The sequence below is a fragment of the Micromonospora sp. DT15 genome (assembly GCF_049841475.1).
Classification (GTDB): Bacteria; Actinomycetota; Actinomycetes; order Mycobacteriales; family Micromonosporaceae; genus Micromonospora.
On sequence record NZ_JBNCKJ010000008.1, the window covers coordinates 172,379 to 194,993 of the forward strand.

Genomic DNA, 22,615 nt, shown 5'->3' on the forward strand with positions numbered 1-22,615 from the left:
GGAGTCCGGCACCCCGGCCGTCCGGTGCCACGACGGCCCCCGCAGGCCAGGCGGCGCCCGCTCCGCCGCGCGAACGACCGGTCGACCCCGCCTCGGCGGTGGCACGCACCCGGGTCTCGACAGTGTTCGCGATCCTCGCGATCAGTCCGCTGATGCGCTTGGCGGCGCTGCGCTACGCCGTACCCCCGGGTCTGCCCAGCCGGAGTGGCTGCGACGCCTGCGGCGCGCCGGTCGGCCTGACCCACCCTTGGCAGGCGCTGGGCCCGGCGGCCCGGTGCGGTCGGTGCCGGGCCCGGGTCGGCCCACCGCCGGCCACCGTCGAGCTGGCACTGCTCGCGGTGGCGGTGCTGCTGGCGATCGCCGGTCCGCCGGGCGGGGCGCTGCCGGCGCTGATCTGGTGGCTGGGTTGGACCATCCCGGCGATCCTCGTCGATCTGGCCGTGCACCGGTTGCCGGACCGGCTCACACTGCCCGCGGCGGCCGGCACCTGGCTGCTGCTCGGCGTGGCCGCGCTCGACGCCGACCCGGGGCACTGGCTGCGAGCCGTCATCGGCGGCGCCGGGCTGGCGCTCTTCTTCGCCAGCACCGCTGTGCTGCTCGGCCGCCGCGGCTTCGGGCTGGGCGACGCCAAGCTGGCGCTCAGCGTCGGTGCGCTGCTCGGCTGGTACGGCTGGCCGGTGCTGCTGTTCGGGCTGGTGCTCACCTTCGGGCTCTCCGCAGTGGTGAGTCTGGTCCTGCTGGCCACCCGCCGCGCCAACTGGAGCACCCACCTGCCGTTCGGCCCGTTCCTGCTGCTCGGCACAACTGCCGCACTCCTGCTGGCGACCTGACCCGCCTCGTCGCTGGTCAGGGGCGGGATCGGCTGGCCAGCTTGGGGGCCGGGCTGCCGGAACGGTTGGCCCGGCGGCGGAGCACCTCGCTGGTCGGGCGGGCCAGCAACGGGGTGAGCACCACGGCGACCAGGGCGCCGAGCAGCACACCCGCGATCACGTCGTGCGGGTAGTGCACGCCCACGAAGACCCGTGAGAAGGCGCCGAGCGCGGCCAGGGGCAGCGCGATCAGGCCGAGTCGGCGGGAGAGCAGCAACGTCGTGACCGCCAGCGCGCCGGCGATGGTGGCGTGGTTGCTGGGAAACGACCAGTCGCCCGGCGGTGGGCAGACGCCCGCGATGATCTCCCGACCGATCGACCGGCAGGGGCGATCCTCGTCCACCACGGTCTTGAGGAACTCACTGCCCACGTACGCCAGGACGGCCGGCACGGGCGCGATCAGGGCGAGTGCCCGGTCGTGCGGGCCGCCGGAACGGCGGCTCAGCGCGGCCATCACCAGCAGCGCGCCGAGTAGCAGGATCACCCCCTCGGTGGCGTGCCCGACGAACCACTGCACCGGCTCTGGGCTACCGGCGGCGGCGTCGACGACGTCGCTGTACCACTCGGCGCTGATCTCCGGAACGTCAATGCTGCCGTTGTCGACCATGCATCACCTCACTTCACGTTCATACCCCGTTCACCCTGGGAACACCCTAGGAACGCGGCAGAGGGCACTGCTCCTGTCGAAGGTCGGGTGGGCTGCACGACCTTCGTCCAGGATTCGCACAGCCGGCTCTGGTTGCCTGTTACAGGAGGACGTCGACATTCACAGGAGGCTTCGTGCAGACCGGTTCGGCCACCGAACAACCGCAGTCCACCGCCGCTACCGCGGACGACGAGACCTGGCGGATCCGGCGCACGGAGGCCGACATGGACCGGCTCGGCGAGACCGAGTCGATCTTCGCGTTGGGCAACGGGTGGATCGGCTGGCGTGGGGTGCTCGACGAGGGTGCCCCGTGCGGGATGCCGGGCAGTTACGTCAGTGGCTTCCACGAGCGGCGTGAGCTGAGCTATCCCGAGGAGGGGTACGCGTTCCCGCCGGCCAGCGACACCGTCATCAGCGCACCGAACGCCGCACTGATCCGGCTCTGGGTCGACGACGAGCCGTTGGATCTCCGGACCGGGTCGCTGCGCAGCCATGAACGGGTGCTCGATCTGCGTACCGGCGTGCTGCGACGGGAGACCGAGTGGATCTCACCGGCCGGGCGGGGCGTACGCATCCTTAGCACCCGGTTGGTGTCCCTGCCGCGTCGCCCGGTGGCTGCCGTCCGGTACGAGGTCGAGCCGTTGGACACCGCCGTCGAGCTGCGGGTCTGCTCGGACCTGCTGGCCAATGAGAAGGTGCCGGAGCGTTCGGACGACCCTCGGGCCGCCTCGGTGCCCAGCGACCCGCTGACCGCCGAGACGTACCGTGCGACCGGCCACGACGGGGTGCTGGTGCACCGCACCGAGCGCAGCGGCCAGCGTGTGGCGGTCGCGGTCAGTCACCTGCTGGAAGGTCCGAGCACTGTGACTACCAGCGGCGACTGCACCCCGGACCGGGTACGGCTGACCGTGGCGGGTCGCCTGCACCCGGGGGAGCGGTTGCGGCTGACGAAGTTCGCCGCCTACGAGTGGGCGACGGTCGACGCGACGCCCGCCGACGAGTTGGCCGCCCTGGTCGCCGCCGAGGCGGACGCGGCGCGCACTGACGGCTTCGACGCCCTGCTCACCGACCAGCGCGCCGCCCTCGACGCGGCCTGGCAGGTCGCCGACGTGCGGCTCGACGGCGATCCGGAGCTTCAGCAGGCCGTTCGGTTCGCGATGTTCCACCTGATCCAGGCCGGTCGCCCGGACTCCGACCGGACCATCTCGGCCAAGGGGTTGACCGGCAACGGCTACGACGGGCACGTCCTCTGGGACACCGAGAGTTACGTCCTGCCGGTGCTCACCTACCTGGCCCCGGCGGTGGCCCGCTCGGCGTTGAGGTGGCGGCACGCCCACCTGCCCGAGGCGCGGGAGCGGGCCGCCGAACTGCGGTTGAGCGGCGTGACCTTCCCGTGGCGCACCATCGGCGGTCGGGAAAGCTCCGGCTACTGGCCGGCGGGCACCGCCGCGCTGCACGTCAACGCCGACATCGCCGACGCGGTGCTGCGCTACCTGGCGGCCACCGACGACCAGCGGTTCCTGGCCGAGGCGGGGCTGGAACTGCTGGTGGAGACCGCCCGGCTCTGGCACGGCTTCGGCCACTGGTCGGACGAGGGCGGCTTCCACCTGCACGGGGTGACCGGCCCGGACGAGTACGCCGCGCTGGTCGACGACAACGTCTTCACCAACCTGATGGCGAAGCGCAACCTGCGCGGCGCGGCGGACGCCGCCGAGGGGCATCCCGAGCTGGCCGACCGGCTCGGCGTGGACCTCGACGAGGTGGCCGGCTGGCGGGCCGCCGCCGACGCGATGGCCATCCCGTACGACAGCGAGCGCGGGGTGCACCAGCAGGCCGCCGGCTTCACCGAACAGCCCGAGTGGGACTTCGCGAACACCGGTGACGACGACTACCCGCTGCTGCTGCACTTTCCGTACCTGGAGCTGTACCGCAAGCAGGTGGTGAAGCAGGCCGATTTGGTGCTGGCCATGCAGCTCTGCCCCGCTGAGTTCACCGCCGACGAGAAGGCCCGCAACCTGGCCTACTACGAGGCCCGCACGGTCCGCGACTCGTCGCTGTCGGCGGCCCCGCAGGCCGTACTGGCCGCCGAGGTCGGGCACCTGGATCTGGCGTACGACCTGTTCGCCGAGTCGGTCCTTCAGGACCTGGCCGACCTGGGCGACAAGACCGCCGACGGTCTGCACCTGGCCTCGCTGGCCGGCGCGTGGCTGGCGCTGGTGCAGGGCTTCGGTGGGCTGCGCGACGACCGGGGGATGCTCTCCTTCGACCCCCGGCTGCCGCGCCGGATCGACAGGCTGGCGTTCAGCCTGCGCTGGCGCGGCCACCGGCTGCGGGTCACGTTGACTCCGGCCGAGGCCCGCTACGAGCTGCCCGACGCCGCCGCGGATGCCGAGGTCGAGCTGTTGCACCACGGCGAGTCGCTGCGGGTCACCGGCGCCGAACCGGTCACCCGACCGATGCCGCCGGTGCCCGACCCCGGCCCGGAACCGCCCTCCCCGCCCGGCCGCCGCCCCACCCGCCGCTCAGCCGACTGAGTCGCCCCGACCGGTTCGGGCTGGCGCGGCTTCGTCCCGAGTCGGCGCGGGCTCCAGCTCAGGTCGGGGCGGGACCGCCGGTCATCCGCTCGCGGACGGCCTCCAGCGCCTCGAAGGCGTACGCCCAGTTGTGGCACTTGAAGCTGCGCAGACCGTCGATCGCTGTGTGACAGTCGGAGCAGCGCACCCCGGCGATGGCGTCCGGGATCTCGGTGTTGACGTACTTGCGCTCGCCCAGGATGACCGTGGCGATCATGGCTTTGTCGTGCAGGCCGGAGAGCGCCGACGAGACGATGTCATACCAGGTGACCCGTCGGCGGCACTTCGGGCAGTCAGGTTCGTCGCCGCTGACCCAGAGCGGGGCGCCGATGCTGCGCGCCGGCATGCCGAGCAGTTTCTCCAGCCGCCGGACGTCCGACTCGGGGGTGGTCCAGCGGTGTCGGCCGGGCAGTGATGCGGGCGAGTCGTACACGGCGCGGAACAGGTCGTTGTCGACCTGCACGGTCTCGCGCTGAGCGGTCATCGGCGTCCCTCCTCGTTGAGTCGGCGCCCCCACCGTGGCCAGCGGTGACCATGGGCGCAGCCGGATCAACGACACGAGGGGGCGGTGGGTCGTCGCTCCGCCGCTGACCGCTTTCGCCTCCGGTGGCCGGCCTCGGGTGGTACGACGGACGCAGGGCGTGCGTCGGCGGGAGGAGCGCCGATGGCGAGTAGACCCGAGCGGTTGCTGCGGGGCGGTAATTCGCCGCTGAGCGCCTCGTTCCTGGAGCTGTTCTTCGACCTGGCGTTCGTGCTCGCCCTCAGTCAGTTGGCCGCCCACCTGCTGCACGACCTCAGCCTGGCCGGCGCGCTGCGTACCGCCCTGCTGTTGACGGGCGTCTGGTGGATCTGGGTGCCCACCACCTGGTTCGCCGACTGGTACGACCCGGAGAGTCCGGCGGTGCGGTGGTTGCTGGTGAGTGCCGCGCTGGGCAGCCTGCTGGCCGGGGTGGCGATCCCGCAGGCGCTGGACGGGCGGGGCCTGCTCTTCGCCGGGGCGTACGTCTCGGTGCACATCGCCCGGGGCGTTGTCACCGCCGTCGGGTTGCGCGGTCATCCGCGACAGATTCGAACGCTGCGCATCCTCTGCTGGTTCAGCGTCTCCGCCGTACCGTGGTTGGTCGGTGGGTTTCTGCCGCAGTGGCGGGTGCCGCTCTGGCTGCTCGCCCTCGCCATCGACCTCACCGGCCCGCGGCTTCGCTGGCCCACGCCGGGGATGGGCCGGACCGGGCGGCAGGAGTTGCACCTGGCTGGCGAGCACTTCGCCGAGCGGTACCAGCAGATCATGATCATCGCGCTCGGCGAACTCGTCCTGGTCGCCGGCCTCTCGTACGCCGACACCGATCTTCACTTCCCGCAGACTGTCGCGTTCCTGTTGGTCTTCGCCACCGCCGTGCTGATCGGTCTGCTCTATGTCACGCCCGCCGGTCAGCGCCTCGGCCCCGCCATCGAGCGTGCCGATCCGGCCAGTCTCGGCGTCATCACCGGATATCTGCACCTGGTGATGATCGCCGGGCTGGTGGTCACCTCCGTCGGCGCCGAGCTGAGCATCGCGCACCCTCTGCGAACTGGTGACATCACAACGGTCCTGTTCATCCTGAGCGGCCCGATGCTGTTCCTCCTCGGGCGGATCCTCTTCTCGGCGGCGATCCACCGGCGACTCTCCTGGCCCCGGGTCGCCGCCCTGTTCGTGCTGGCCGGCGCGGCGGTTGTTCTGCGGATGCCGCTGCTGGCAGTCAGCGCGGTCGCCACCGGGGTAGCGCTCGCGGTGGTCGTCCTGGACCACGCCGGGATCGGCTCGTACCGACACCGAGCCGACGCGTAGCCAAGAATCCTGACTAAAGTCAGGTATATGGACTCGGCTCTCATCGCCGCCGTGCGGCGCTTCAACCGGACGGTCACCCAACGAGTGGGCGCGCTCGACGACGAGTACATGGCCCAGGGGCGCCCTCTCGGGCAGGCTCGGCTGCTCTGGGAGATCGGCCCCGCCGGCGCCGAGGTCGCCACGCTACGGGCCCGGCTCGGCCTGGACTCCGGATATCTCAGTCGACTCCTGCGCACTTTGGAGCACGGCGGCCTCATCACCGTTGGACCGGCGGACCAGGCCGGCGGCGACGGACGGGTACGGGTCGCCACGCTCACCGACGCCGGCCGAACCCAGTGGGCCGACCTCGACCAGCGGTCGGACGAACTCGCCGCCTCGATCCTCGAACCGCTCAGCGAACACCGCCGCGAACGACTCGTCACCGCCATGGCCGAGGTCGAACGGCTGCTCATGGGCTCGATGGTCGTCATCGAGCCGTGCCCACCGAGCGACCCGCGAGCCCGTGCGTGCCTGCGGGCCTACGCCCGCGACATCGCACGACGATTCGACGACGGGTTCGACCCCGCACTGAGCAAACCGCTCCCCGACGAAGCGCTCGTCCCGCCCAACGGGGTGCTTCTGCTCGCCACGCTCAACAGCGCACCGATCGGCTGCGGCGCGGTCAAACTCCACCCCGACGCGCCCGCCGAGATCAAACGCGTCTGGGTGGCCGACACGGTACGCGGGCTCGGCGTCGGGCGGCGACTGCTGGGCGAGCTGGAACGGTACGCCGCCGAGCGCGGGGCGACAGCGGTCCGGCTGGACACCAACCGCAACCTCACCGAGGCCATCGCCCTGTACCGGGCGACCGGTTACCGGGAGGTCGAGGCGTACAACACCGAGCCGTACGCCCACCACTGGTTCGAGAAGCAGCTGGGGCACTGACGGCCGCGGTCGTCCGGTGATCGGGCGTCGCGTTCGCGGCGGCTACAGCCGCTCGAAGCTCTCCATGCCGGCGAGTTTCAGCACCTCGGTCCGGGTCGCTGGGCATTCCTTGCGGGTCTGATTGTCGATGTCACGGCCGTTGGGCACCGGGCCCTGTTTCTCGTACCAGGAATAGAGGTTCACTGTTAGGTTCGCCATCGCGCCCGTCTCGGACCCGATTCCCTTGAGCGTCGGCACCTGGCCGTCCAGGTAGGCGCACACGTCCTTCGCCGACACCGGAGAGCCGTCGGCCGGAGCGGATCCGGCCGCGCTGGTCGGTCCTGTCGTGTCTTGCACCGCAGTGGGCTCGGGCGCGTCGGCCTCGGTGCACGCCGTCAGGGCGAGCACGAGGCAGATTGCTGGTGCGAGCGGTCGGAACGTACTCATTGGATCTTGTCCTCACGGGTTTCGCGGTGGGTAGGGGTTCCGGCGGCGTTCGCGGCGACGAGCCAGAGGCCGGTGGGCAGCCGGTAGCCGACGCCGGGCTCACGGAACCGGTCGAGCAGCCGGGCGACCCCCGCCCGGGCCGAGGCCCGACCAGCCGGCGGAGCCGCCTGGTAGGCGGCACCGGCCGGGCCGACCTCGATGAGCCATTCGGCCACCGCGTCGGCGTCGTCTGGAGGTTCCAGGGCGACATCGCACGGTGTGATCGTGATGGCGGTGAAGCCGGCGGCGGTGAGGATCCGGGTGAGCCGCGCCGGGTCGGCCAACGCGAACGGACCGGGCTCGTCACCGACCGGGAGTGGTGGTAGCGGCCCGAGATGCGGTGCGGCGCCGAGCATCGCCGCGGACAGCCACGGGTTGGCACCACTGTCGCGGAAGACGGTCGCGGCGAGGCGCCCTCCCGGGCGCAGTGATCGCCGGATCGTGCGGCAGCCGGCAACCGGGTCCGCCAACAGCATCAGGGTCATTCGTGAGAACGCCGCGTCGAACGGGGCACCAGGCACGACATCGAGAGTGTCGATGTCGGCCACGTGAAATTGGATGCCTGGGTACCCGTCGGTGGGAAATCGGCGTCGAGCGGCGGTCACCATCGCCTCGTCGATGTCGACACCGATCGCCGCGCCGGTCTCGCCGACTGCGACGGCGATCTCGGCCGTGGTGCCGCCGCAGCCGCAGCCCACATCGAGGATTCGCTCGGCGGGTCGTGCGGCCAGTCGATCCATGGCAGCCGCGCCCAACGGCCGACCGGTCTCGTCCTGCCGATCGGCGTGGCGAATCCAGCCAGCTGCCGCGCCCGCCCAGAAAGCGGCGCCGCGAGCCCGCAGGCTGGCGGTGTCGGCCATCAGAACGGCATCTCGGCGCCGTCGACGCTCATCGAGCGGAAGTGAGCCGCCTTCGTCGGGTCGAAGCCGTCCTCCTGTGCCGCCAAGCCAGCAGCCCGGACCAGCCGTTCGGACTGGAACCGGCGGAATGCCGCCTCGTCCTGCCAGATGTTGATGATCCGCCAGCCGTCCTCCGTCGGCCCGGCGACATGCGCGAGAAGACCCGGCGGTCGGTCCGGTCCGAGGTGTCGTTCCACCTGCCGGTACTCCGCCTCGCTGACGCCGGGCATTTCCTGCAACACACCGAACGGCATGGCCGCCACCTCTCGATAGAGTGAGACTCTATCCAATAGAGCACTACACTGGAGAGGTGGTTGTCAAGAGACGTTATGACTCTTCCCGCCGACAGGAGCAGGCCCGACAGACCCGGCGAGCGATCCTCGAAGCGGCTGGCCGGCTGTTCGTCGACCCGGGCTACGCGGCCACACCGCTGACCGCTGTCGCCGTGGAAGCCGGCGTCGCGGTCCAGACCCTGTACGCGGTGTTCGGCAGCAAGCGGCAACTGCTCTCCCAGCTGGTCGACGTCACCCTGGCCGGCGACGACGAACCGGTGGCCCTGCCGGACCGGCCCTTCGTCGCCGAGATCCGCGCCCTCACCGACCCCCAGGCCAAGCTCGCCCGCTACGCACGTCACCTTGCCGAGGTCAACGCCCGGCAGGCCCAGGTGATGCTCGCGCTGGCCGGCGCGGCCACGGCCGATCCGGACGCCGCCGAGATCTGGCGCAAGAACGTCGACGACCGCCGTCGCGGCATGGCCATGTTCGCCGCCGAACTAGTCGGCACGGGAGGCGTACGCCCCGACCTGAGCGTCGATCAGGTGGCCGACATCCTCTGGTTGGCCCAGGACGTTCGCAACTTCGACTGGCTCGTCCGGCAACGCGGATGGGCGATCGAGCAGTACCAGCGGTGGTATGTGGACACGGTCAGCGGCGCGATCATCGCCGGCGCCGAATAGCGGAGAGCACCGGTCATGGCGTGCTGCCGAAGCTGTGGCCCCTTGGCCCGCCGACGCGGCGGGCTATTCGACGGGGTGAAGACCCCGCGCGTTGCTGGCGAAGGAGCGGATGAGTTCCGTCTCGCTGCCGGTACGCCAGATCAGCGCCCACCGGGCCGGAGGAGCGTCGTGGATGGGCACGTAGGCGATGTCCGGCCTTGCGTAGTAGCGCGCGGCCTGGGCCTGCACCGGCGAGACGGCTTCGCCCGTGACGAGGATGGGGATCATCTCCTGGAAGTTGGAGACCGACGGGCCGATCGGGATCAACCGTCCGCTGGGTGTGCGTACGGGCACCAGGATCTCCCGCCAGTAGTCCGGCCGGGCCCCGCCCATGACCGTCTCGTCCGCCAGATCCTCGTAGGAGACCGATGTCCGGCCGGCCAGCCGGTGCGTCGCCCCTACGGCCAGCACGATGGGCTCGAACAACTCGCGGAAGTCATGGAGGTTGACGGCGATCGACCCGACCCGCAGCACCCCGGTCTTGCCGCGTGCGGCGAGCCTGGCCCGGTCCATGCCCTCGTACAGTCCCCGGTACATGGGCTCGATGTCGTCGAAGAGCCGTTTGCCGATGGGTGTGAGTGCCACGTGCCGGTTGTTCCGCTCGAACAGCGCGGCACCGATCCGACGGGCACCGCCGCCCGAGACGCCGGCTGGAAGGGTTATGGCACGTTACCAGTTGTGATCTTGTAGCCCGGTGTCTTGCCGGGCAGGCTGATGGACGTCGTCGCCGAACAGCGACCGGCAGCCTGAACGAGGAGATCGTCGTGCGCAAGCTCGTGTATTACATCGCCGCCACCCTGGACGGCTTCATCGCCGGCCCCGACGGCGCCGACCCGACCGGCCCCGGCGGGTTCTGGCCCATTCCGGACGACTACCTGCGCCACCTCGTCGCGGAGTACCCGGAGACCCTCCCCGGTCCGGCCCGGCAGGCGTTCGGCATCACCGATCAGGGCAGCCGGTTCGACACCGTGGTGGAAGGGCGCAACTCCTACGAGGTGGGCCTGAAGGCCGGTGTGACCGACGCGTACCCGCACCTGCGCCACCTGGTGTTCTCCCGGACGCTGGGCAGCAGCCCCGACCCGGCCGTCGAGGTCATCGGTCAAGACCCGATCGCCACGGTACGGGAGCTGAAGCGGCACGACGGCAAGGACGTCTGGGTGATCGGCGGCGGCGCGCTGGCCGGTGCCCTCTACTCCGAGATCGACCAGCTGATCATCAAGCTTGCCCCGTTGACCATTGGTGCCGGCATCCCGCTCTTCGGCCGTGACGCCGTCTTCGCACCACGCACCTGGCGCCTGACCGACCACACAGTTCTGGACAGTGGCGCCCTCTTCCTCACCTACGCCCGTGCACAGACCGGAACCGAGACCGCGTGAGGGCACCGCACCCATGACCAACGCCCTCGCCCGGGCCATCAACATGACCTGGGATGGCGAGAAGGCACATGACATGGCCGTCTTCTCGATGATCGCGGCAGACGTGGAAGCGGTCCGAGTCGCTGGTTGACCCGACGCTCGCCGGAGCCGTCGTGGGGACGGTCCGTTGTCGGGCCGCTGGTGCGCGATCGGCACCAGCGGCCCGTCGGCTCACCCCTTCACCGCGCCCGCGGTGAGCCCTTCGGTCAGGAAGCGCTGCCCCAGGGCGTACATGATCACCACGGGGATGCTGACCAGCAGCGACGCCGCGGCGAGTTGTCCCTGCGGCACGACGTCTCCGGCGATCATGGATTGCATCCCCACCGGGAGCGTCTTGTACTCGTCCTTCGTGATGAACACGAAGGCGAAGAGGAACTCGTTCCAGGCGTTGGTCAGGGTGAAGAGCGCGACCGCCAGCAGCCCTGGCTTGGCCAGCGGCAGCACCACCCGGCCGAACGCCTGGATGCGGCTGCAACCGTCGACCAGGGCGGCCTCCTCCAACTCGATGGGGATCGACGAGAAGTACCCCACCAGCAGCCAGGTGGCGAACGGCAGCGTGAAGGTCGGGTACGTCACCACCAGGGACCACAACGAGTCGGTGAGCCGGGCACCGATGAGCATCTGGTACAGCGGGATGAACAGCAGCGCGCCCGGCATCACGTAGGTGAGCAGCACCGTGACGGTGAAGCCCTGCGCTCCGCGGAACCGCAGCCGGGCCAGCGCGTAGCCCGCCAGGGCGGCGCAGACCAGTGCCACAGCGGTCGACGCCGCGGACACCAGCAGTGTGTTGAGATACCAGCGGCCGAACGGTTGGTTGTCGAACAGGGCGCCGAACTGCTCAAGCGTCCACGGCGTCGGCCACAGGTCGTCGGTACGCATGACGACCTGACCCTCGGACTTGAAGGCCGTGACGAAGATCCAGTACAGCGGGCCCAGCACGAAGAAGAGCAAGCCAGCCAGCGCGGCCCAGGAACCCACACCCGAGACCGCTGTCGACGAACGGCGACCACCTCGGGACTGGAGGGTCGAGACCACCCGGCCGACCCCCGCCGCGATCAGCAGGATCACACCGAGGACCACCGCCGCCTTCCAGAAGATCTGCGGTGATGCCCAGAGCAGCAGACCGGTGACCAGTGCGGTGACGACCCACGGCAGCGCCCGCCGCGCCGTCCCGGCCCAGCGCTGTGCCCCGATCCGCAGCGCTGTGCGGCGTCGCCGGGGCAGTTTGATGTTGGTGTCCTGGCGCAACAACCGGACCAGGACGAACACCAGCCCGCCGATGATCGGCAGCATGACGAGCGTGACCGCCGCGCCCGCGCCGTACTGCAGCTGCAGGATGGCCTTCGAGTAGGCGATGAGCACGTACGGGGCTGTCACGTCGCCCGGGCCGCCCTGCGTCAGCAACCAGACGAGGTCGAAGTTGTTGAAGGTCCAGATCGACGACAGCGTCACCGTCACGGTGATCACGTGGCGCAGTCCGGGCAGCGTCACGCTTCTGAACCGCTGCCACGCCGAGGCACCATCGATGGTCGCCGCCTCGTAGAGGTCCGCCGGGATGGCCTTCAACCCCGCGAGGAAACACACGGTGAAGAACGGCACCCCCTTCCAGACGTTGACGAGGATCACCGACGGCATGGCCAGCGACGGGTCGGACAGCCAGCCCGCGGGCCAGCTGTCGACAAGGTGCGCGCTGGCCAGGAGCGGCCCGATCCCGGTGGCGGTGAGCAGCGTGTTGACGCTGCCGAAGATCGGGTCGAGCAGCGCACGCCAGCTGAACGCCGTCACCACCGTCGGCACCACCCACGGCACCAGGAGCAGCCCGGCCAGCACGGCCCGCCCACGTCGGCGATGGTGCAGCAGCAGGGCGGCGGCCAACCCCAGCACAACCTTGAAAATCTCGGCGTACGCGGTGAATACGAACGAGTTCACCACGCCGGTGTGGAACTGGTCGTCGCCGACGAGCGCAAGGTAGTTGTCCAGGCCGACGAAGACGGTGTCCTGCCCGTGCCGTTCCGTGGTGCTGGTGATTATCGACCGGGCGATCGGCACGAGGACGAGCCCACCGACCAGCACCGCCATCGGTGCCAGGAACAGGGCCGCCAGTCGCCAGTCGCGACCCAGTCGCCGCTGGACAGCGGTGAGGGAGCCGGGCCCCGACGGCGAGGATTTTCTCGCCGCCGGGACCCGGGCAGGACGGACAGACCTCACTGCGGCAGCCCCTGCTGGTTGAAGATCTGCACCATCTTCGCGTGGGCGGCCGACACGGCCTGCGCCGGCGCGGTGCCCTGCACGACCTGCTGCATCATGTCGGTGAGGACGTACGCCGACCCCACCGCCTGCTGGCCCGCGCTGGCCTTCTGCGGGAAGGTCAGGCCGTTCTTCGTGTTCAGCGGCAGCTTCAATTCAGTGATTCTGCGCAGCATGGGGAACGCCGGGTCGCCACTGGTGAAGAACGGGTCGGCGTCCCAGACCTTCTCCCAGGCGGGCATCACCAGGCCGGGCGCCTCCTTCGCCACACCGAGCAGCGCGGGCGCGCTGACCAGGTACTGCGCCAGGAGCTTGGCGAGTGCCGGGTTCTTGGCACCCTTGAAGACGACGAAGCCCTGCGACTGGCCGAGCAGCAGCGGATTGTCGGTCGCCGGCCCGATGCAGTCGGAGAACACGTGGGTGTTCGCGTGCACCGGGTTCTTCTTGGTCCTGGAGTCCGCGTACACGCTGAACTGGTTGCGGGTGTAGCCGAGGATGCCGGCGAGCCAGTTCTCGTTGTTGCTGGTGTCGGTCCAGCTCGCGATCCCCGGCGGCAACATCGGCTTGTACTTCGGGTTGGTGTAGATGTCGCCGAGGAAGGTCACCGCCTGCACGGTCTCCGGGGAGTTGAAGGTGACCTTCCGGCCGTCGTTGGCGGCGATCGACCCGCCGTAGGCGTTGATCAGCGCCTCGATCATGCCGTTGCCGTCGCCGGACCGGTTCACCGTCATGCCCCAGCCGAACCGGCGCTTGGCCGGATCGGAGATCTCCAGGCACAGGTCCCGCAGCTCCTCCCAGCTGTAGATGTCCTTGGGGGTGATGCCCTTGTCCTGCATCCAGTCCTTGCGCAGGAACGACCCGATCCCGATGAAGTGGTACGGGATGGCGAACCACTTGCCGTCGAAGACGCAGAAGTTCTTGGCCTCGGCGCAGGGCTCGCCGTACTTGGCGGTCAGCGCGTTGACGACGTCCGTCACGTCCTCCAGGTCGCCCAGCGCCTGGAACTGCGCGACGAACCGTGAGTCGGTCATGAACGCCAGGTCGCGGGCCACCCCGCCCTTGACCTCCGCGTCGATCTTGGCCACCACGTCACCGGCGTCGGCCTGGACCAGACTGTTCTCGATCTTCGTGCCGGTGGTGTCGGCGAACTTCTTGATCGAGCTGTCGAGGGCTTCGTTCGCCGCCGTCGAGTACAGCTTCTGCGACAGCATGCCCATCGAGGAGCCCTTCATCGCCGCCGCGGCGTCGATGAGCTCCTGCGGAACCTCCGGCTGCACCCTGCTGGGCGGATCGGAGTCGCCACCGCACGCGGCCAGACCGGCCGCGCCGAGCACCCCAACCCCCATCCCCAGAAAGCCGCGCCGTGACCACCCCGACTTGTCCTCCATGGACACTCGCCTCCTTCATCTCCCCGCGCACGGCTGCACGCCGAAGGCACAGCTGGCGGACACCGCGACGGTTGTGTTCCAGTTGGTTTCTGCCGGCGACCACCGGGGGTCGCCCGTCGAGATCAGTGCGTCGGTGGGCCGCCATGGTGGCGAGCGGGCCCGCCCGTCACAGTGGGACGGCCACTGCCGCGCGCTTCGTCGGAGCCACCCGAGACATGTCGGGTGCCGCTCGTCGGATGGCGCGACGGGGTCGAGGCGATCGGCGACCGGGCCAAGGCAGTAGCGCTGACGTTCCAGTTCGGTCGAGCCACGGGACCACCGCCGTTCGAGATTTCGAACTAGGTTCGATATACCGGATCGAGTGGTCGCGACGCTAGAACAGTGCGAAGAGCGATGTCAATGTTTCGATGTTGTTTCGAACCGAAAGCGGGAGGCGGCCTATCGAGGCTGCGCGCGGTAGCCCATGCGAGCCGACAACGCGGCCGCCCCCTCGCGAACCAGCCCGGTCCATTCCACCTGCACCTGAGGCGTCCAACGGATGATCGGCGCGGACAGGCTCATCCCAGCGATGATGGCTCCGGTGTGGTCCCGGATCCCCGCGGCGACGCAGCGCATCGCAGTGTCCGACTCACCGATGTCGACAGCGACGCCCTCCACCCGGACCCGGTCCAGATGCTCACGAAGAAGATCCGGAGCGGTGATGCTGTCCGGCGTCATGCCCGGCAGGGGGTCCTTCAGCAGGACGGCATCCAGGTCGGCCTCATCGAGGGCCGACAGCAGCACCTTGCCCACTGCCGTGCAGTGCGCGGGCAGCCGCAGCCCGACCCCGGAAACCATCCGAACCGGGTGGGTGCTGTCGAACTTGACGAGGTAGATGACATCGGCGCCGTCGAGCACCGCCACATGAACCGCCTCATCGCACGCGGCGGCCACGTCCCGCGCGACGCCCTGCGCCTCGCGTACCAGATCAAGCCGGCCCGCGAACGCTGCGCCCAACTGGAACAGCGGCATGCCGAGCCGATACTGCACGGGCTGACCCGGTATCGAGATCAGGTACGCGCGAGCCTCAAGCGTCACGAGCAACTCGTGGACGGTCGTGCGGGGCAGATCGAGTCGCTCCATCACCTGGCGGGCCGACAGTTGAGGGCAGTCCAGAAACAGTTCCAGGACGTCGAGTGCGCGGATGACCGCCGGTACCACACGGGGCATGTTCGATAGTCCCTTCGCAGTGCCGGACCCGTATCAACGATCTCCACACGAGCCAGCACCTGAAGAGGATATCTACGTCAGCCCGCCGCGCCAGGTGCCAACCTCGTCGTTGATCCGCTGCAACGCGCCCGGATTCCGGGGCGTTCAGGACCCGGTCGTCTGGAATCTGTGAAGCGCGGCCTCGGTCACCCGGGTGAGGTGTTCGGCGCCCCCGGGCTTGTTGCCCTCCGCCTGAACCACCACCAAGGTGGTGCCGGTCCGGACGAGGATGACGTCCCACTCCAGGGTTTCAGGACCCGACGTCGTGGCGTTGATGACGTGAAGGCTGTCATCGCCCAACTGCGGCCCGGCAGCGACCGCGAAGCGATAACTGCCGCCCTGGTCGGGCAGCACAACGGTCGGGCAACTGCCGATGAACGTCCGCAGGTCCGCCAATGCTCGCCGTGCACCGTCGTCGGTGTAGGTCCTGAGGACTTCCGTTCCCACCCACAGGTCATCGGGACCCGCGTCGAAGCTGAGGGTGGCTGCGGCTATCGCTGACGGAGTCCCGGTCAGCCGCCTCGCCGACAGCAGCGGGATCATGCTGCGCGAACACGCTGCGCCGACGTCTGGACGTCGGTCGCCAGCATCGAGTGCCATCGTGGTCGCGATCTCCACGGTGAAGCCGGGCGGTAGCGACTCCGGGGTCACCAGGCGTGCGGACAGCGCGGCGGAGTACCCGGGCCCGCCGGTCGCCGGAACTGTTGGGGAAGGCGATTGCGTGACTGTCGCCCGCTTCCTTGCCTGCGCGGATTGATCCGGTGCGGGAGCCGCCGGAGAACCGCAGGCGGCCACCACGGAGACGGTCGCCACCGCGACCAATCCACGCAGCAGAATCCTGTGCACCGGACAGATTCCGCCTCTCGCCGAAAGGCGTCAGGCTACCAGCGCGACGTCAGCCATCAGGCAGCGAATGTGACCCACTGGGGCGCTCGATCAAACTGACGTTACACACGGCCGGTGTCAGTTGTGCCTGTCCCCTATGCTGCGCCAGGCAGTTGGTGTGAGCAGTCCACTCAGGGGGCGCGGAGCCGCATGGCCGACGAAATCAAGTACGAGTACAAGACGGTACGGCCAGTTCGCGGCACCGACGGCTGGGTCATCTCGAAGATGCAGAACGATGGCTGGGAGCTCGTGCAACAGGTTCCAGGCACGCTCCGCTCCACCGTCAACTTCCGTCGGCCGAAGAAGCCACAGCCGTGGCTCCTGATCGGCGCGGCAGCCGCCGTCCTCGTGATCCTGGCCATCGTCATCGGCACCGCCTCGGCACTCAGTGGCGGAGACGAAAAGAAGGACGGGTCGGAAAAATCGACGGCTGCGATGAGTGAGAAACCGTCTGCTACGCCGGCTCCGACCGCTGTCGAGGTGGCTGCCACTGAGGTGATCACGCCGCAGAACAATCCGGAGTTCGCCGCGCTGCTGAAGGCGGACGATTGCGACGACGCGAATCTTGCCTTCGCGACCAGGTACGAGGGCAAGACGGTCGCGTTCAACGGCTCGATCGTGAACATGGCGCCCCACGGTGACTACGACACCCGCTACGACTTCCTCCTGGGCCCCGGCGACATGGGACCGAACACGACGGTCGGCCCGGCCTTCAAGTACGAGGACGTCAACATCCTCGACCTGAAGCTGACCGGCAAGAAGATCCCCACCACCGTCGGCGTAGGCGACAAATTCCGCTTCGTCGCCGAGGTGGGTGAGTTCAACCCCGCCCAGTGCCTCTTCTTCCTCGACCCGGTCTCCACGGAAGCCCGGTAGTCAAGATGGACAGCCGTACCCTGCCGACTCCTCTGTCCGAAGCTCACGAAGTCGGCTTCGACTACAGGGACGGCGTCGGCGTCGACTTCGAGCCGTACCCGAACTTCCTCGACTCGGGCGAGATTGCCGAGTGGTGGAGGGCGTGGACCGGGAACGCGGAACTGGACGGTTCCGAGTTCCGGGTCTTCGGGCAGGACGGCACCGGAGGCCTCGCCGCGTTCTGGCTGGTGCGTCACGGTGAGCCAATCGAGCAGCAGCCGGTGGTGTTTCTCGGTTCGGAGGGCGAAACGGGAGTCGTGGCGCAAAACCTGTGGGACTACCTGTGGCTTCTCGCCGACGGTTTCGGTCCGTGGGAAGTGACGGCCTATCCCGATCACGAACACGAACCTCGCACGGATGCCCGCCTCACAGAGATCGCCCAACGCTGGGCACCGTCGCGTCGCAGGTCGGCAGATGACGTCATTACCGCAGCGCGCGAAGAGTTCCCCGGCTTTGATGAGCTGATCGGCTCACTGTGCCGGTAGTTGGCGTGAGGGGTGCTCGACAAGATTGGGACCGAAGAGACCCCACTGCTGTGCCGAGCCGTGCTGACAAAGACAGCGACCCCGTGGAGGGCCGCTGAGCTGGAACGGAGTGGGCCGCCAGGGACTCGAACCCTGAACCTATGGATTAAAAGTCCACAGCTCTGCCATTGAGCTAGCGGCCCGCGCGCTCAGGTTACCCGACCGTCTGCGGCCCGGCTGATGTCCGCCCCCGGTCCGGCGGAGCGATGCCGGTCTACGCCCGCGCCACAGGACCTCCGTCTACGGTGCAGGGCTCAGTGACCCGCTGGCGCACCGGCCTGACGTCTCCGCCAACTTCCGCACCGCTTTGTCACCGGTATAGCTTCATCACCGATATATTGACGTCATGCCCACACCCACGCCGCTGCGGGAACCCACCTTCTTGATCCTCACCGCGCTCGCGCGGGAACCCATGCACGGCTACGGCATCACCAGCGACGTGGCGGCCCTCTCCGGTGGGCGGTTGGCGCTGCGGCCCGGCACCCTCTACGGCGCACTCGACCGCCTCGCCGACGAGGGACTGGTCGAGCGGGACCGCGAGGAGGTCGTCGAGGGTCGGCTGCGCCGCTACTACCGGCTCACCGAGGTTGGCCGATCCGTGCTCACCGCCGAGACCGAACGACTGCGCCGCAACGTCGAGGCCGCCACGCAGCGGTTACGTGCTCGACCTGCGGGCACCCGCGCCGCCGGCGGCACCTCACGCGGCCCCCTGACGGTCGCCCGTCCCATCCTTCGACCGACCGGAGGCCCGGCATGAACCAGCCCAACCCCGCAAAGGATCAGGCCGGGTCGCCGCTGGAGTCCCGCTACCGGCGGTTGCTCTGGGCCTACCCGGGTGACTACCGGTCTGAGCGGGGCGACGAGATCGTCGGGACGTATCTCGACACCGTCGATCCGGGGCGGCGCTGGCCATCCCCACACGACGCCGTCGACCTGCTCGGCGCCGGGCTCCGGGAGCGACTGCGCGGGTACGGCGCTCTCGGGCTGGTTGCGGCTCTCCCGCTGGCCGCGACCGCCGCGCTGAACACCCTGGTCGCGGTCTCCGTCTTCCTGCTCCTGCAGGTCGAGTTCGAAGATCCCCGCTTCGCCGGGCTGGATCCGGTCGGCCCGTTCCAGACCCTCGGGGCCGTGATCTGGCTGGGCTGGCTGCTCGTCGCCGTCACCGCGACGGCGCTGCCAGGGGCCTGGGCCCGCTCTGTCGCGGCCGGCGGTCTCCTGCTGACCGTCGTCGTGCCGCCCGTGGCCGCCGCAACCGGGCAGCCGGGGCCACCGCTGTTCGTGCTGGTTCCCGCCGTCGCGCTCGGCCTGGCCACGCTCGCGCTGCCCTCCCATCCCGGCTGGGTGGCGCGTGGCCTGCCGCCGCTCACTGCCGGTTGTGTGACTGTCGCATCGGTGGCATTCAGCGCCGCCGAGAACGGCGGGAACATGTTCACCTCGTACGGCTCGATCCCCGAGCTGTTGGCGATGGTCGGGGGGTTGATGTTCGCACTGGTCCTGCTCGTCGGCCTCGGTCGCGCCCTGCGAGCGGACGACGCCGGCCTCTGGGCGACAGCGCTGCTCGCCACCCCGGCCGCCCTGTTCGGTGCCAACCAGCTCAGCCAGGGGATCTGGGGCAGCCAGGGAGGGGGACCGACCGCGGCGGCCTACGCCACCACGACCGGGTCGATCCTTCTTGTCGGCGCGGCGCTGCTGGCAGCGGCCCTCGCCGGCCAGGCCGCGCGACACCAGACCGTACGTCGGCGAGTGCTCGACGACGCCTGCCCGACCTGCGGACACCGCTCGACCGCTACGGCACGGGCCTGACTTCGGGCAGGACCTCCGGGTGGCGGGGTCCGAGGTGTGGGGTCGGTGATCTGGCGTGGTCCGCACGGTGGCGCATGGGTGGCGGCCGGTGGGGAACCAGGACCGGCATGGGATCAAGCCGCGTGCCGGCCGTGGCGGCCTCCGGGGAGGAGGTCGGGCGCGCTGGCGTACGCCAGCCGGGTGGCGAGGTGCACGCCTGGTTGCCCGGCCAGAACCAGACGGTCTGCGGCCTGGCGCTGAGCCGGACCCGTCTGCGTCGCTTTCCGCATGTGCGCTTCGACTACTCGGGTACCGATGTGCTCACCGAGGCGGACGCCGTGGGCTGGATCTGCCCACGCTGCCTGGCCGCCACCGCCGGTAGGCGGGGCAAGGAAAAGCACGGCTGGGTACGCGAGTCTCCTCGCCCTTGATCGACTCGGGATCCCGGTAGTCGGGGTGTCCTGGGCGCTCGGATGCCGCGACTTTCAGGAAGTCGAGTGGATCAAGCGGCGGGGCGGCGGGCCTCCGCCGCGCTGGTGGGCGGTTGAGCTGCTGCTGGGCGGGTACGGGGTCGGGCATGCGGATCGTGGTGGTGGGGGCGAGCGGCAACGTCGGTACGGCGCTGCTGCGGCGGCTGCGCCGGGAGCGGGGCGTTGAGCTGGCCGGTGTCGTTCGACGGTTGCCCGGCCCGGATGCCGGCGAGCCGTACGACCAGGTGGAGTGGCACTCCTGCGACATCGGCGCGCCGGGCGCGGCCGGGCAGCTCGCCGAGGTGTTCGCGGGTGCGGACGCGGTGGTGCACCTGGCCTGGCAGATCCAGCCCAGCCACGACCAGCGGGTGCTGCGCCGAACCAACGTCGAGGGCAGCCGGGCGGTGATCAACGCGGTGGTCCAGGCCGGCGTGCCAGCCCTGGTGTACGCCTCGTCGGTCGGCACCTACGCGCCCGGCCCGAAGGACCACCCGATCAGTGAGCGCTGGCCGGCCACCGGTGTGCCCGGTTCGTCGTACAGCGAGCACAAGGCGGAGGTGGAGGCGCTGCTGGACGGCCTCGAACGGGATCACCCGACGCTGCGGGTGGTACGGATGCGCCCCGGGTTGATCTTCCAGCGGGCCGCCGGTGCGGAGATCACGCGTTACTTCCTCGGCCCGTTGGCGCCGGTACGGCTGCTGCGCTTCGGCCGGATCCCGCTGGTGCCGGCGAACCGCCGGTTGCGGATGCAGGCGGTGCACGCCGATGACGTGGCTGACGCGTACGCGCGGGCGGTGTTGGGTGATGCGCGCGGAGCCTTCAACGTCGCCGCGGACCCGGTGCTCACTCCGGAGCTGGTGGCCCGGCACTTCCATGGTTGGACGGTGCCGGTCGCCGCGCCGGTGCTGCGGGCGGCGGCGGCGCTGACCTGGCGGGCGCGGCTGCAACCGGTCGACGCGGGCTGGGTGGAGCTGGGTCTGAACGCCCCGCTGATGTCCAGCGAGCGCGCGGAGACCGAGCTGGGCTGGCAGCCAAAGATCAGCGCGCTGACGGCGCTCAAGGAACTCTTCGCCGGAATGGCCGACGGCGACCACACGTCGAGCCCTCCGATGTCCGGCGCACCGAACCTGCCCGGCCGCCCATCCGCCCTCCTCCACGCCCGCCCTCCAGGCGAAGGAAACCCCTACTGACCCCACCCCACCCGCTCCGCCCCACCCCTCAGCTTGTTGATCAAGAGCTTTCGGTCAGAGAACCCGCCCCGATGACCGAAACCTCTTGATCACCAGCGCCGGGGGGCACGAGGGCAGGGGCGGGGTGGGGTGGGGGCGGGGTTGGGTTAGGAGAGCTTGGAGTTGGTGAGGGTGGGGTTGCGGGCGCCCAGGAAGAAGATGCCGGGGAAGCCACGGGTCTCGAACGTGGCGCTGGGGTTGCGCCGCAGGGTCGAGTTTTCGATCCTCATCGTGCCGGTGCGGTTGTTGCTCACGAAGAAGACCGCGCCGCCGCCCTCGTTGGCAGTGTTGTTCTCGATGATCGTGCCGGCGATCCGTACGGTGAACTCGTTGCCGTCGCAGTAGATCGCGCCGCCGCTGCCGCCGCCGGGCGTACCGGACTTGGCCGGGTTGGCACCGCTGCCGATTGCCTCGTTGTTCCTGAGCAGGCTGTTCAGCACCACCCACGACACACCGATGCTGCTCAGCGCCCCACCGTTGGAGCAGGAGCCGCCGTCGAAGGTGCTGCCCACCACGTACACCGGCTTGTTCTCGTACTGGCTCAGCACCCGGACGGCCGCGCCACCCAGGTCGGGGCCGGTGCGGTCGCAGCGGTTGCGGACGAAGCGCGAGTTGACCACCTTCAGCCGCCCGCCGCGTACGAAGATCGCCCCACCGCCGCCGCCCTCGGCCTTCTCGCCTGTGGAGTTGCCGTCGGCGAAGGTGAGGTTCTGCACGGTGAGCTGCGGGTGATCCTGGTTCTGGCAGTGCGAGGTGGTGAAGCCCTGGGCCTCGTCGCAGGTGTTCATGTAGAGGATCCGGCGCTGCCCCTGGCCGCTCAGCGTGACGGTGCCGCCGCCGTCCAGCACGATCTTCGGCCCGTTGGCGTTGCGGACCTTGCCGGTGGCGGCCATCTTGATCGTCACCGGGGCCGGTCCACAGTTGAACGTGATGACTCCGCCGGCCGCGACGGCCTTCACCACCGCCGCGGAGGTGCAACTCGCCGGGGTGCCAGTGCCGATTCTCCGGGTCGGCTTCGAGGTGTCCACCGCTCGCGCCTCGGCCGGCACGGTGGCCCTGCCGTTCGGGTTGCCGGCGGCGAGCACCTTACTGGCGGGCTTCGGGCTGGCGCTGACCCCCGGGCCGCCGAGGCCGTCGCGAGCCCCCGGCGCCTCACCCTGACCGCCGGTGGGCAGGACCGTCGGCGAGGCGGTCGAGCCGGCCTCGAAGGTGGGGGCCGGGTCGTTGGGCGCGCAGGCGGGCAGGGTCGCGGTGGCGACACCGAGAACGAGGAGAGCGGCAAGCGAACTCATGCGCACCCCGTGATGCTAGGAGCCG

23 protein-coding genes and 1 tRNA gene are annotated in these 22,615 nt (G+C 69.8%); 12 read left to right on the forward strand and 12 right to left on the reverse strand.

The window, feature by feature from the left end; translation table 11 throughout:
* The first annotated feature begins 152 nt into the window (after positions 1-152).
* Positions 153-830, forward strand: a complete 678-nt coding sequence (locus tag ACLQ3F_RS19260) for a prepilin peptidase (protein ID WP_425850738.1) — start codon at positions 153-155, stop codon at positions 828-830.
* Positions 831-846: 16 nt separating this feature from the next.
* Here ACLQ3F_RS19260 and ACLQ3F_RS19265 read toward each other — a convergent pair whose 3' ends face one another.
* On the reverse strand, positions 847-1,476 hold the full coding sequence (locus tag ACLQ3F_RS19265) for a phosphatase PAP2 family protein (protein ID WP_355004752.1): 630 nt from the start codon (positions 1,474-1,476) through the stop codon (positions 847-849).
* 263 nt (positions 1,477-1,739) lie between these two features.
* Here ACLQ3F_RS19265 and ACLQ3F_RS19270 point away from each other — a divergent pair, with 263 nt between their 5' ends.
* A complete protein-coding gene (locus ACLQ3F_RS19270; protein WP_425850740.1) occupies positions 1,740-4,049 on the forward strand; it encodes a glycoside hydrolase family 65 protein in 2,310 nt (769 codons plus the stop codon).
* Positions 4,050-4,107: 58 nt separating this feature from the next.
* Here the strand turns inward: ACLQ3F_RS19270 and ACLQ3F_RS19275 are convergent, their stop codons facing one another.
* Positions 4,108-4,572 carry a hypothetical protein gene (locus ACLQ3F_RS19275; RefSeq protein ID WP_357203820.1) on the reverse strand — a complete coding sequence of 155 codons (465 nt, stop codon included), beginning with the start codon at positions 4,570-4,572 and terminating at the stop codon, positions 4,108-4,110.
* 180 nt (positions 4,573-4,752) lie between these two features.
* Between ACLQ3F_RS19275 and ACLQ3F_RS19280 the strand changes: the two genes are divergently transcribed.
* Positions 4,753-5,913 (forward strand): low temperature requirement protein A, encoded by a 1,161-nt coding sequence (locus ACLQ3F_RS19280; RefSeq protein ID WP_357203819.1) that lies wholly within the window; start codon positions 4,753-4,755, stop codon positions 5,911-5,913.
* Between the two features lie 27 nt (positions 5,914-5,940).
* A complete protein-coding gene (locus ACLQ3F_RS19285; RefSeq protein ID WP_425850529.1) occupies positions 5,941-6,837 on the forward strand; it encodes a GNAT family N-acetyltransferase in 897 nt (298 codons plus the stop codon).
* A gap of 42 nt (positions 6,838-6,879) precedes the next feature.
* Here ACLQ3F_RS19285 and ACLQ3F_RS19290 read toward each other — a convergent pair whose 3' ends face one another.
* The 3 genes from ACLQ3F_RS19290 to ACLQ3F_RS19300 are packed head-to-tail and all read right to left on the reverse strand — an operon-like array spanning position 6,880 to position 8,455.
* Positions 6,880-7,263 carry a hypothetical protein gene (locus ACLQ3F_RS19290; protein WP_425850532.1) on the reverse strand — a complete coding sequence of 128 codons (384 nt, stop codon included), beginning with the start codon at positions 7,261-7,263 and terminating at the stop codon, positions 6,880-6,882.
* A complete protein-coding gene (locus ACLQ3F_RS19295) occupies positions 7,260-8,162 on the reverse strand; it encodes a class I SAM-dependent methyltransferase (RefSeq protein ID WP_425850535.1) in 903 nt (300 codons plus the stop codon). Before ACLQ3F_RS19295 ends, ACLQ3F_RS19290 begins: the two co-directional genes overlap by 4 nt.
* Complete coding sequence (locus tag ACLQ3F_RS19300) at positions 8,162-8,455, reverse strand: hypothetical protein (RefSeq protein WP_112624669.1); 294 nt, start codon at positions 8,453-8,455, stop codon at positions 8,162-8,164. Before ACLQ3F_RS19300 ends, ACLQ3F_RS19295 begins: the two co-directional genes overlap by 1 nt.
* Positions 8,456-8,511: 56 nt before the next feature.
* Between ACLQ3F_RS19300 and ACLQ3F_RS19305 the strand changes: the two genes are divergently transcribed.
* The gene (locus ACLQ3F_RS19305; protein WP_357203811.1) at positions 8,512-9,156 is read left to right on the forward strand and encodes a TetR/AcrR family transcriptional regulator; all 645 of its coding nucleotides are present in this window, start codon (positions 8,512-8,514) and stop codon (positions 9,154-9,156) included.
* A 63-nt stretch (positions 9,157-9,219) separates the two neighbouring features.
* On the opposite strand, the gene ACLQ3F_RS19310 is transcribed toward ACLQ3F_RS19305, so the two are convergent.
* Positions 9,220-9,780, reverse strand: coding sequence for a LysR substrate-binding domain-containing protein (locus ACLQ3F_RS19310; protein ID WP_425850537.1), 561 nt, complete (start codon positions 9,778-9,780; stop codon positions 9,220-9,222).
* A gap of 179 nt (positions 9,781-9,959) precedes the next feature.
* On the opposite strand from ACLQ3F_RS19310, the gene ACLQ3F_RS19315 reads away from it, so the two are divergent.
* On the forward strand, positions 9,960-10,571 hold the full coding sequence (locus tag ACLQ3F_RS19315; RefSeq protein ID WP_355004761.1) for a dihydrofolate reductase family protein: 612 nt from the start codon (positions 9,960-9,962) through the stop codon (positions 10,569-10,571).
* A 210-nt stretch (positions 10,572-10,781) separates the two neighbouring features.
* Here the strand turns inward: ACLQ3F_RS19315 and ACLQ3F_RS19320 are convergent, their stop codons facing one another.
* The 4 genes from ACLQ3F_RS19320 to ACLQ3F_RS19335 all read right to left on the reverse strand — a co-directional run bounded on the left by ACLQ3F_RS19320 (position 10,782) and on the right by ACLQ3F_RS19335 (position 16,306).
* Entirely contained in the window at positions 10,782-12,689 is a 1,908-nt protein-coding gene (locus tag ACLQ3F_RS19320) for an ABC transporter permease subunit (protein ID WP_357200983.1), read from the reverse strand.
* A gap of 125 nt (positions 12,690-12,814) precedes the next feature.
* Complete coding sequence (locus ACLQ3F_RS19325; RefSeq protein ID WP_425850539.1) at positions 12,815-14,245, reverse strand: extracellular solute-binding protein; 1,431 nt, start codon at positions 14,243-14,245, stop codon at positions 12,815-12,817.
* A gap of 438 nt (positions 14,246-14,683) precedes the next feature.
* Positions 14,684-15,454 carry an IclR family transcriptional regulator gene (locus ACLQ3F_RS19330; protein ID WP_357200990.1) on the reverse strand — a complete coding sequence of 257 codons (771 nt, stop codon included), beginning with the start codon at positions 15,452-15,454 and terminating at the stop codon, positions 14,684-14,686.
* Between the two features lie 144 nt (positions 15,455-15,598).
* The gene (locus tag ACLQ3F_RS19335; RefSeq protein WP_425850543.1) at positions 15,599-16,306 is read right to left on the reverse strand and encodes a hypothetical protein; all 708 of its coding nucleotides are present in this window, start codon (positions 16,304-16,306) and stop codon (positions 15,599-15,601) included.
* A gap of 222 nt (positions 16,307-16,528) precedes the next feature.
* Here ACLQ3F_RS19335 and ACLQ3F_RS19340 point away from each other — a divergent pair, with 222 nt between their 5' ends.
* Complete coding sequence (locus tag ACLQ3F_RS19340; protein WP_425850546.1) at positions 16,529-17,254, forward strand: DUF4839 domain-containing protein; 726 nt, start codon at positions 16,529-16,531, stop codon at positions 17,252-17,254.
* A 5-nt stretch (positions 17,255-17,259) separates the two neighbouring features.
* Positions 17,260-17,778, forward strand: a complete 519-nt coding sequence (locus tag ACLQ3F_RS19345; RefSeq protein ID WP_425850549.1) for an SMI1/KNR4 family protein — start codon at positions 17,260-17,262, stop codon at positions 17,776-17,778.
* A gap of 110 nt (positions 17,779-17,888) precedes the next feature.
* Here the strand turns inward: ACLQ3F_RS19345 and ACLQ3F_RS19350 are convergent.
* Positions 17,889-17,960: transfer RNA gene (locus ACLQ3F_RS19350), tRNA-Lys, on the reverse strand.
* 203 nt (positions 17,961-18,163) lie between these two features.
* Here ACLQ3F_RS19350 and ACLQ3F_RS19355 point away from each other — a divergent pair.
* The 4 genes from ACLQ3F_RS19355 to ACLQ3F_RS19370 all read left to right on the forward strand — a co-directional run bounded on the left by ACLQ3F_RS19355 (position 18,164) and on the right by ACLQ3F_RS19370 (position 21,259).
* On the forward strand, positions 18,164-18,574 hold the full coding sequence (locus ACLQ3F_RS19355; protein ID WP_357201003.1) for a PadR family transcriptional regulator: 411 nt from the start codon (positions 18,164-18,166) through the stop codon (positions 18,572-18,574).
* A complete protein-coding gene (locus ACLQ3F_RS19360; RefSeq protein ID WP_425850552.1) occupies positions 18,571-19,620 on the forward strand; it encodes a GlsB/YeaQ/YmgE family stress response membrane protein in 1,050 nt (349 codons plus the stop codon). Before ACLQ3F_RS19355 ends, ACLQ3F_RS19360 begins: the two co-directional genes overlap by 4 nt.
* 107 nt (positions 19,621-19,727) lie before the next feature.
* Entirely contained in the window at positions 19,728-20,030 is a 303-nt protein-coding gene (locus ACLQ3F_RS19365; protein WP_425850554.1) for a hypothetical protein, read from the forward strand.
* Positions 20,031-20,176: 146 nt separating this feature from the next.
* Positions 20,177-21,259, forward strand: a complete 1,083-nt coding sequence (locus tag ACLQ3F_RS19370) for an NAD-dependent epimerase/dehydratase family protein (protein ID WP_425850555.1) — start codon at positions 20,177-20,179, stop codon at positions 21,257-21,259.
* 146 nt (positions 21,260-21,405) lie between these two features.
* Here the strand turns inward: ACLQ3F_RS19370 and ACLQ3F_RS19375 are convergent, their stop codons facing one another.
* Positions 21,406-22,590, reverse strand: a complete 1,185-nt coding sequence (locus ACLQ3F_RS19375; protein WP_425850742.1) for a hypothetical protein — start codon at positions 22,588-22,590, stop codon at positions 21,406-21,408.
* Positions 22,591-22,615 lie beyond the last annotated feature (25 nt).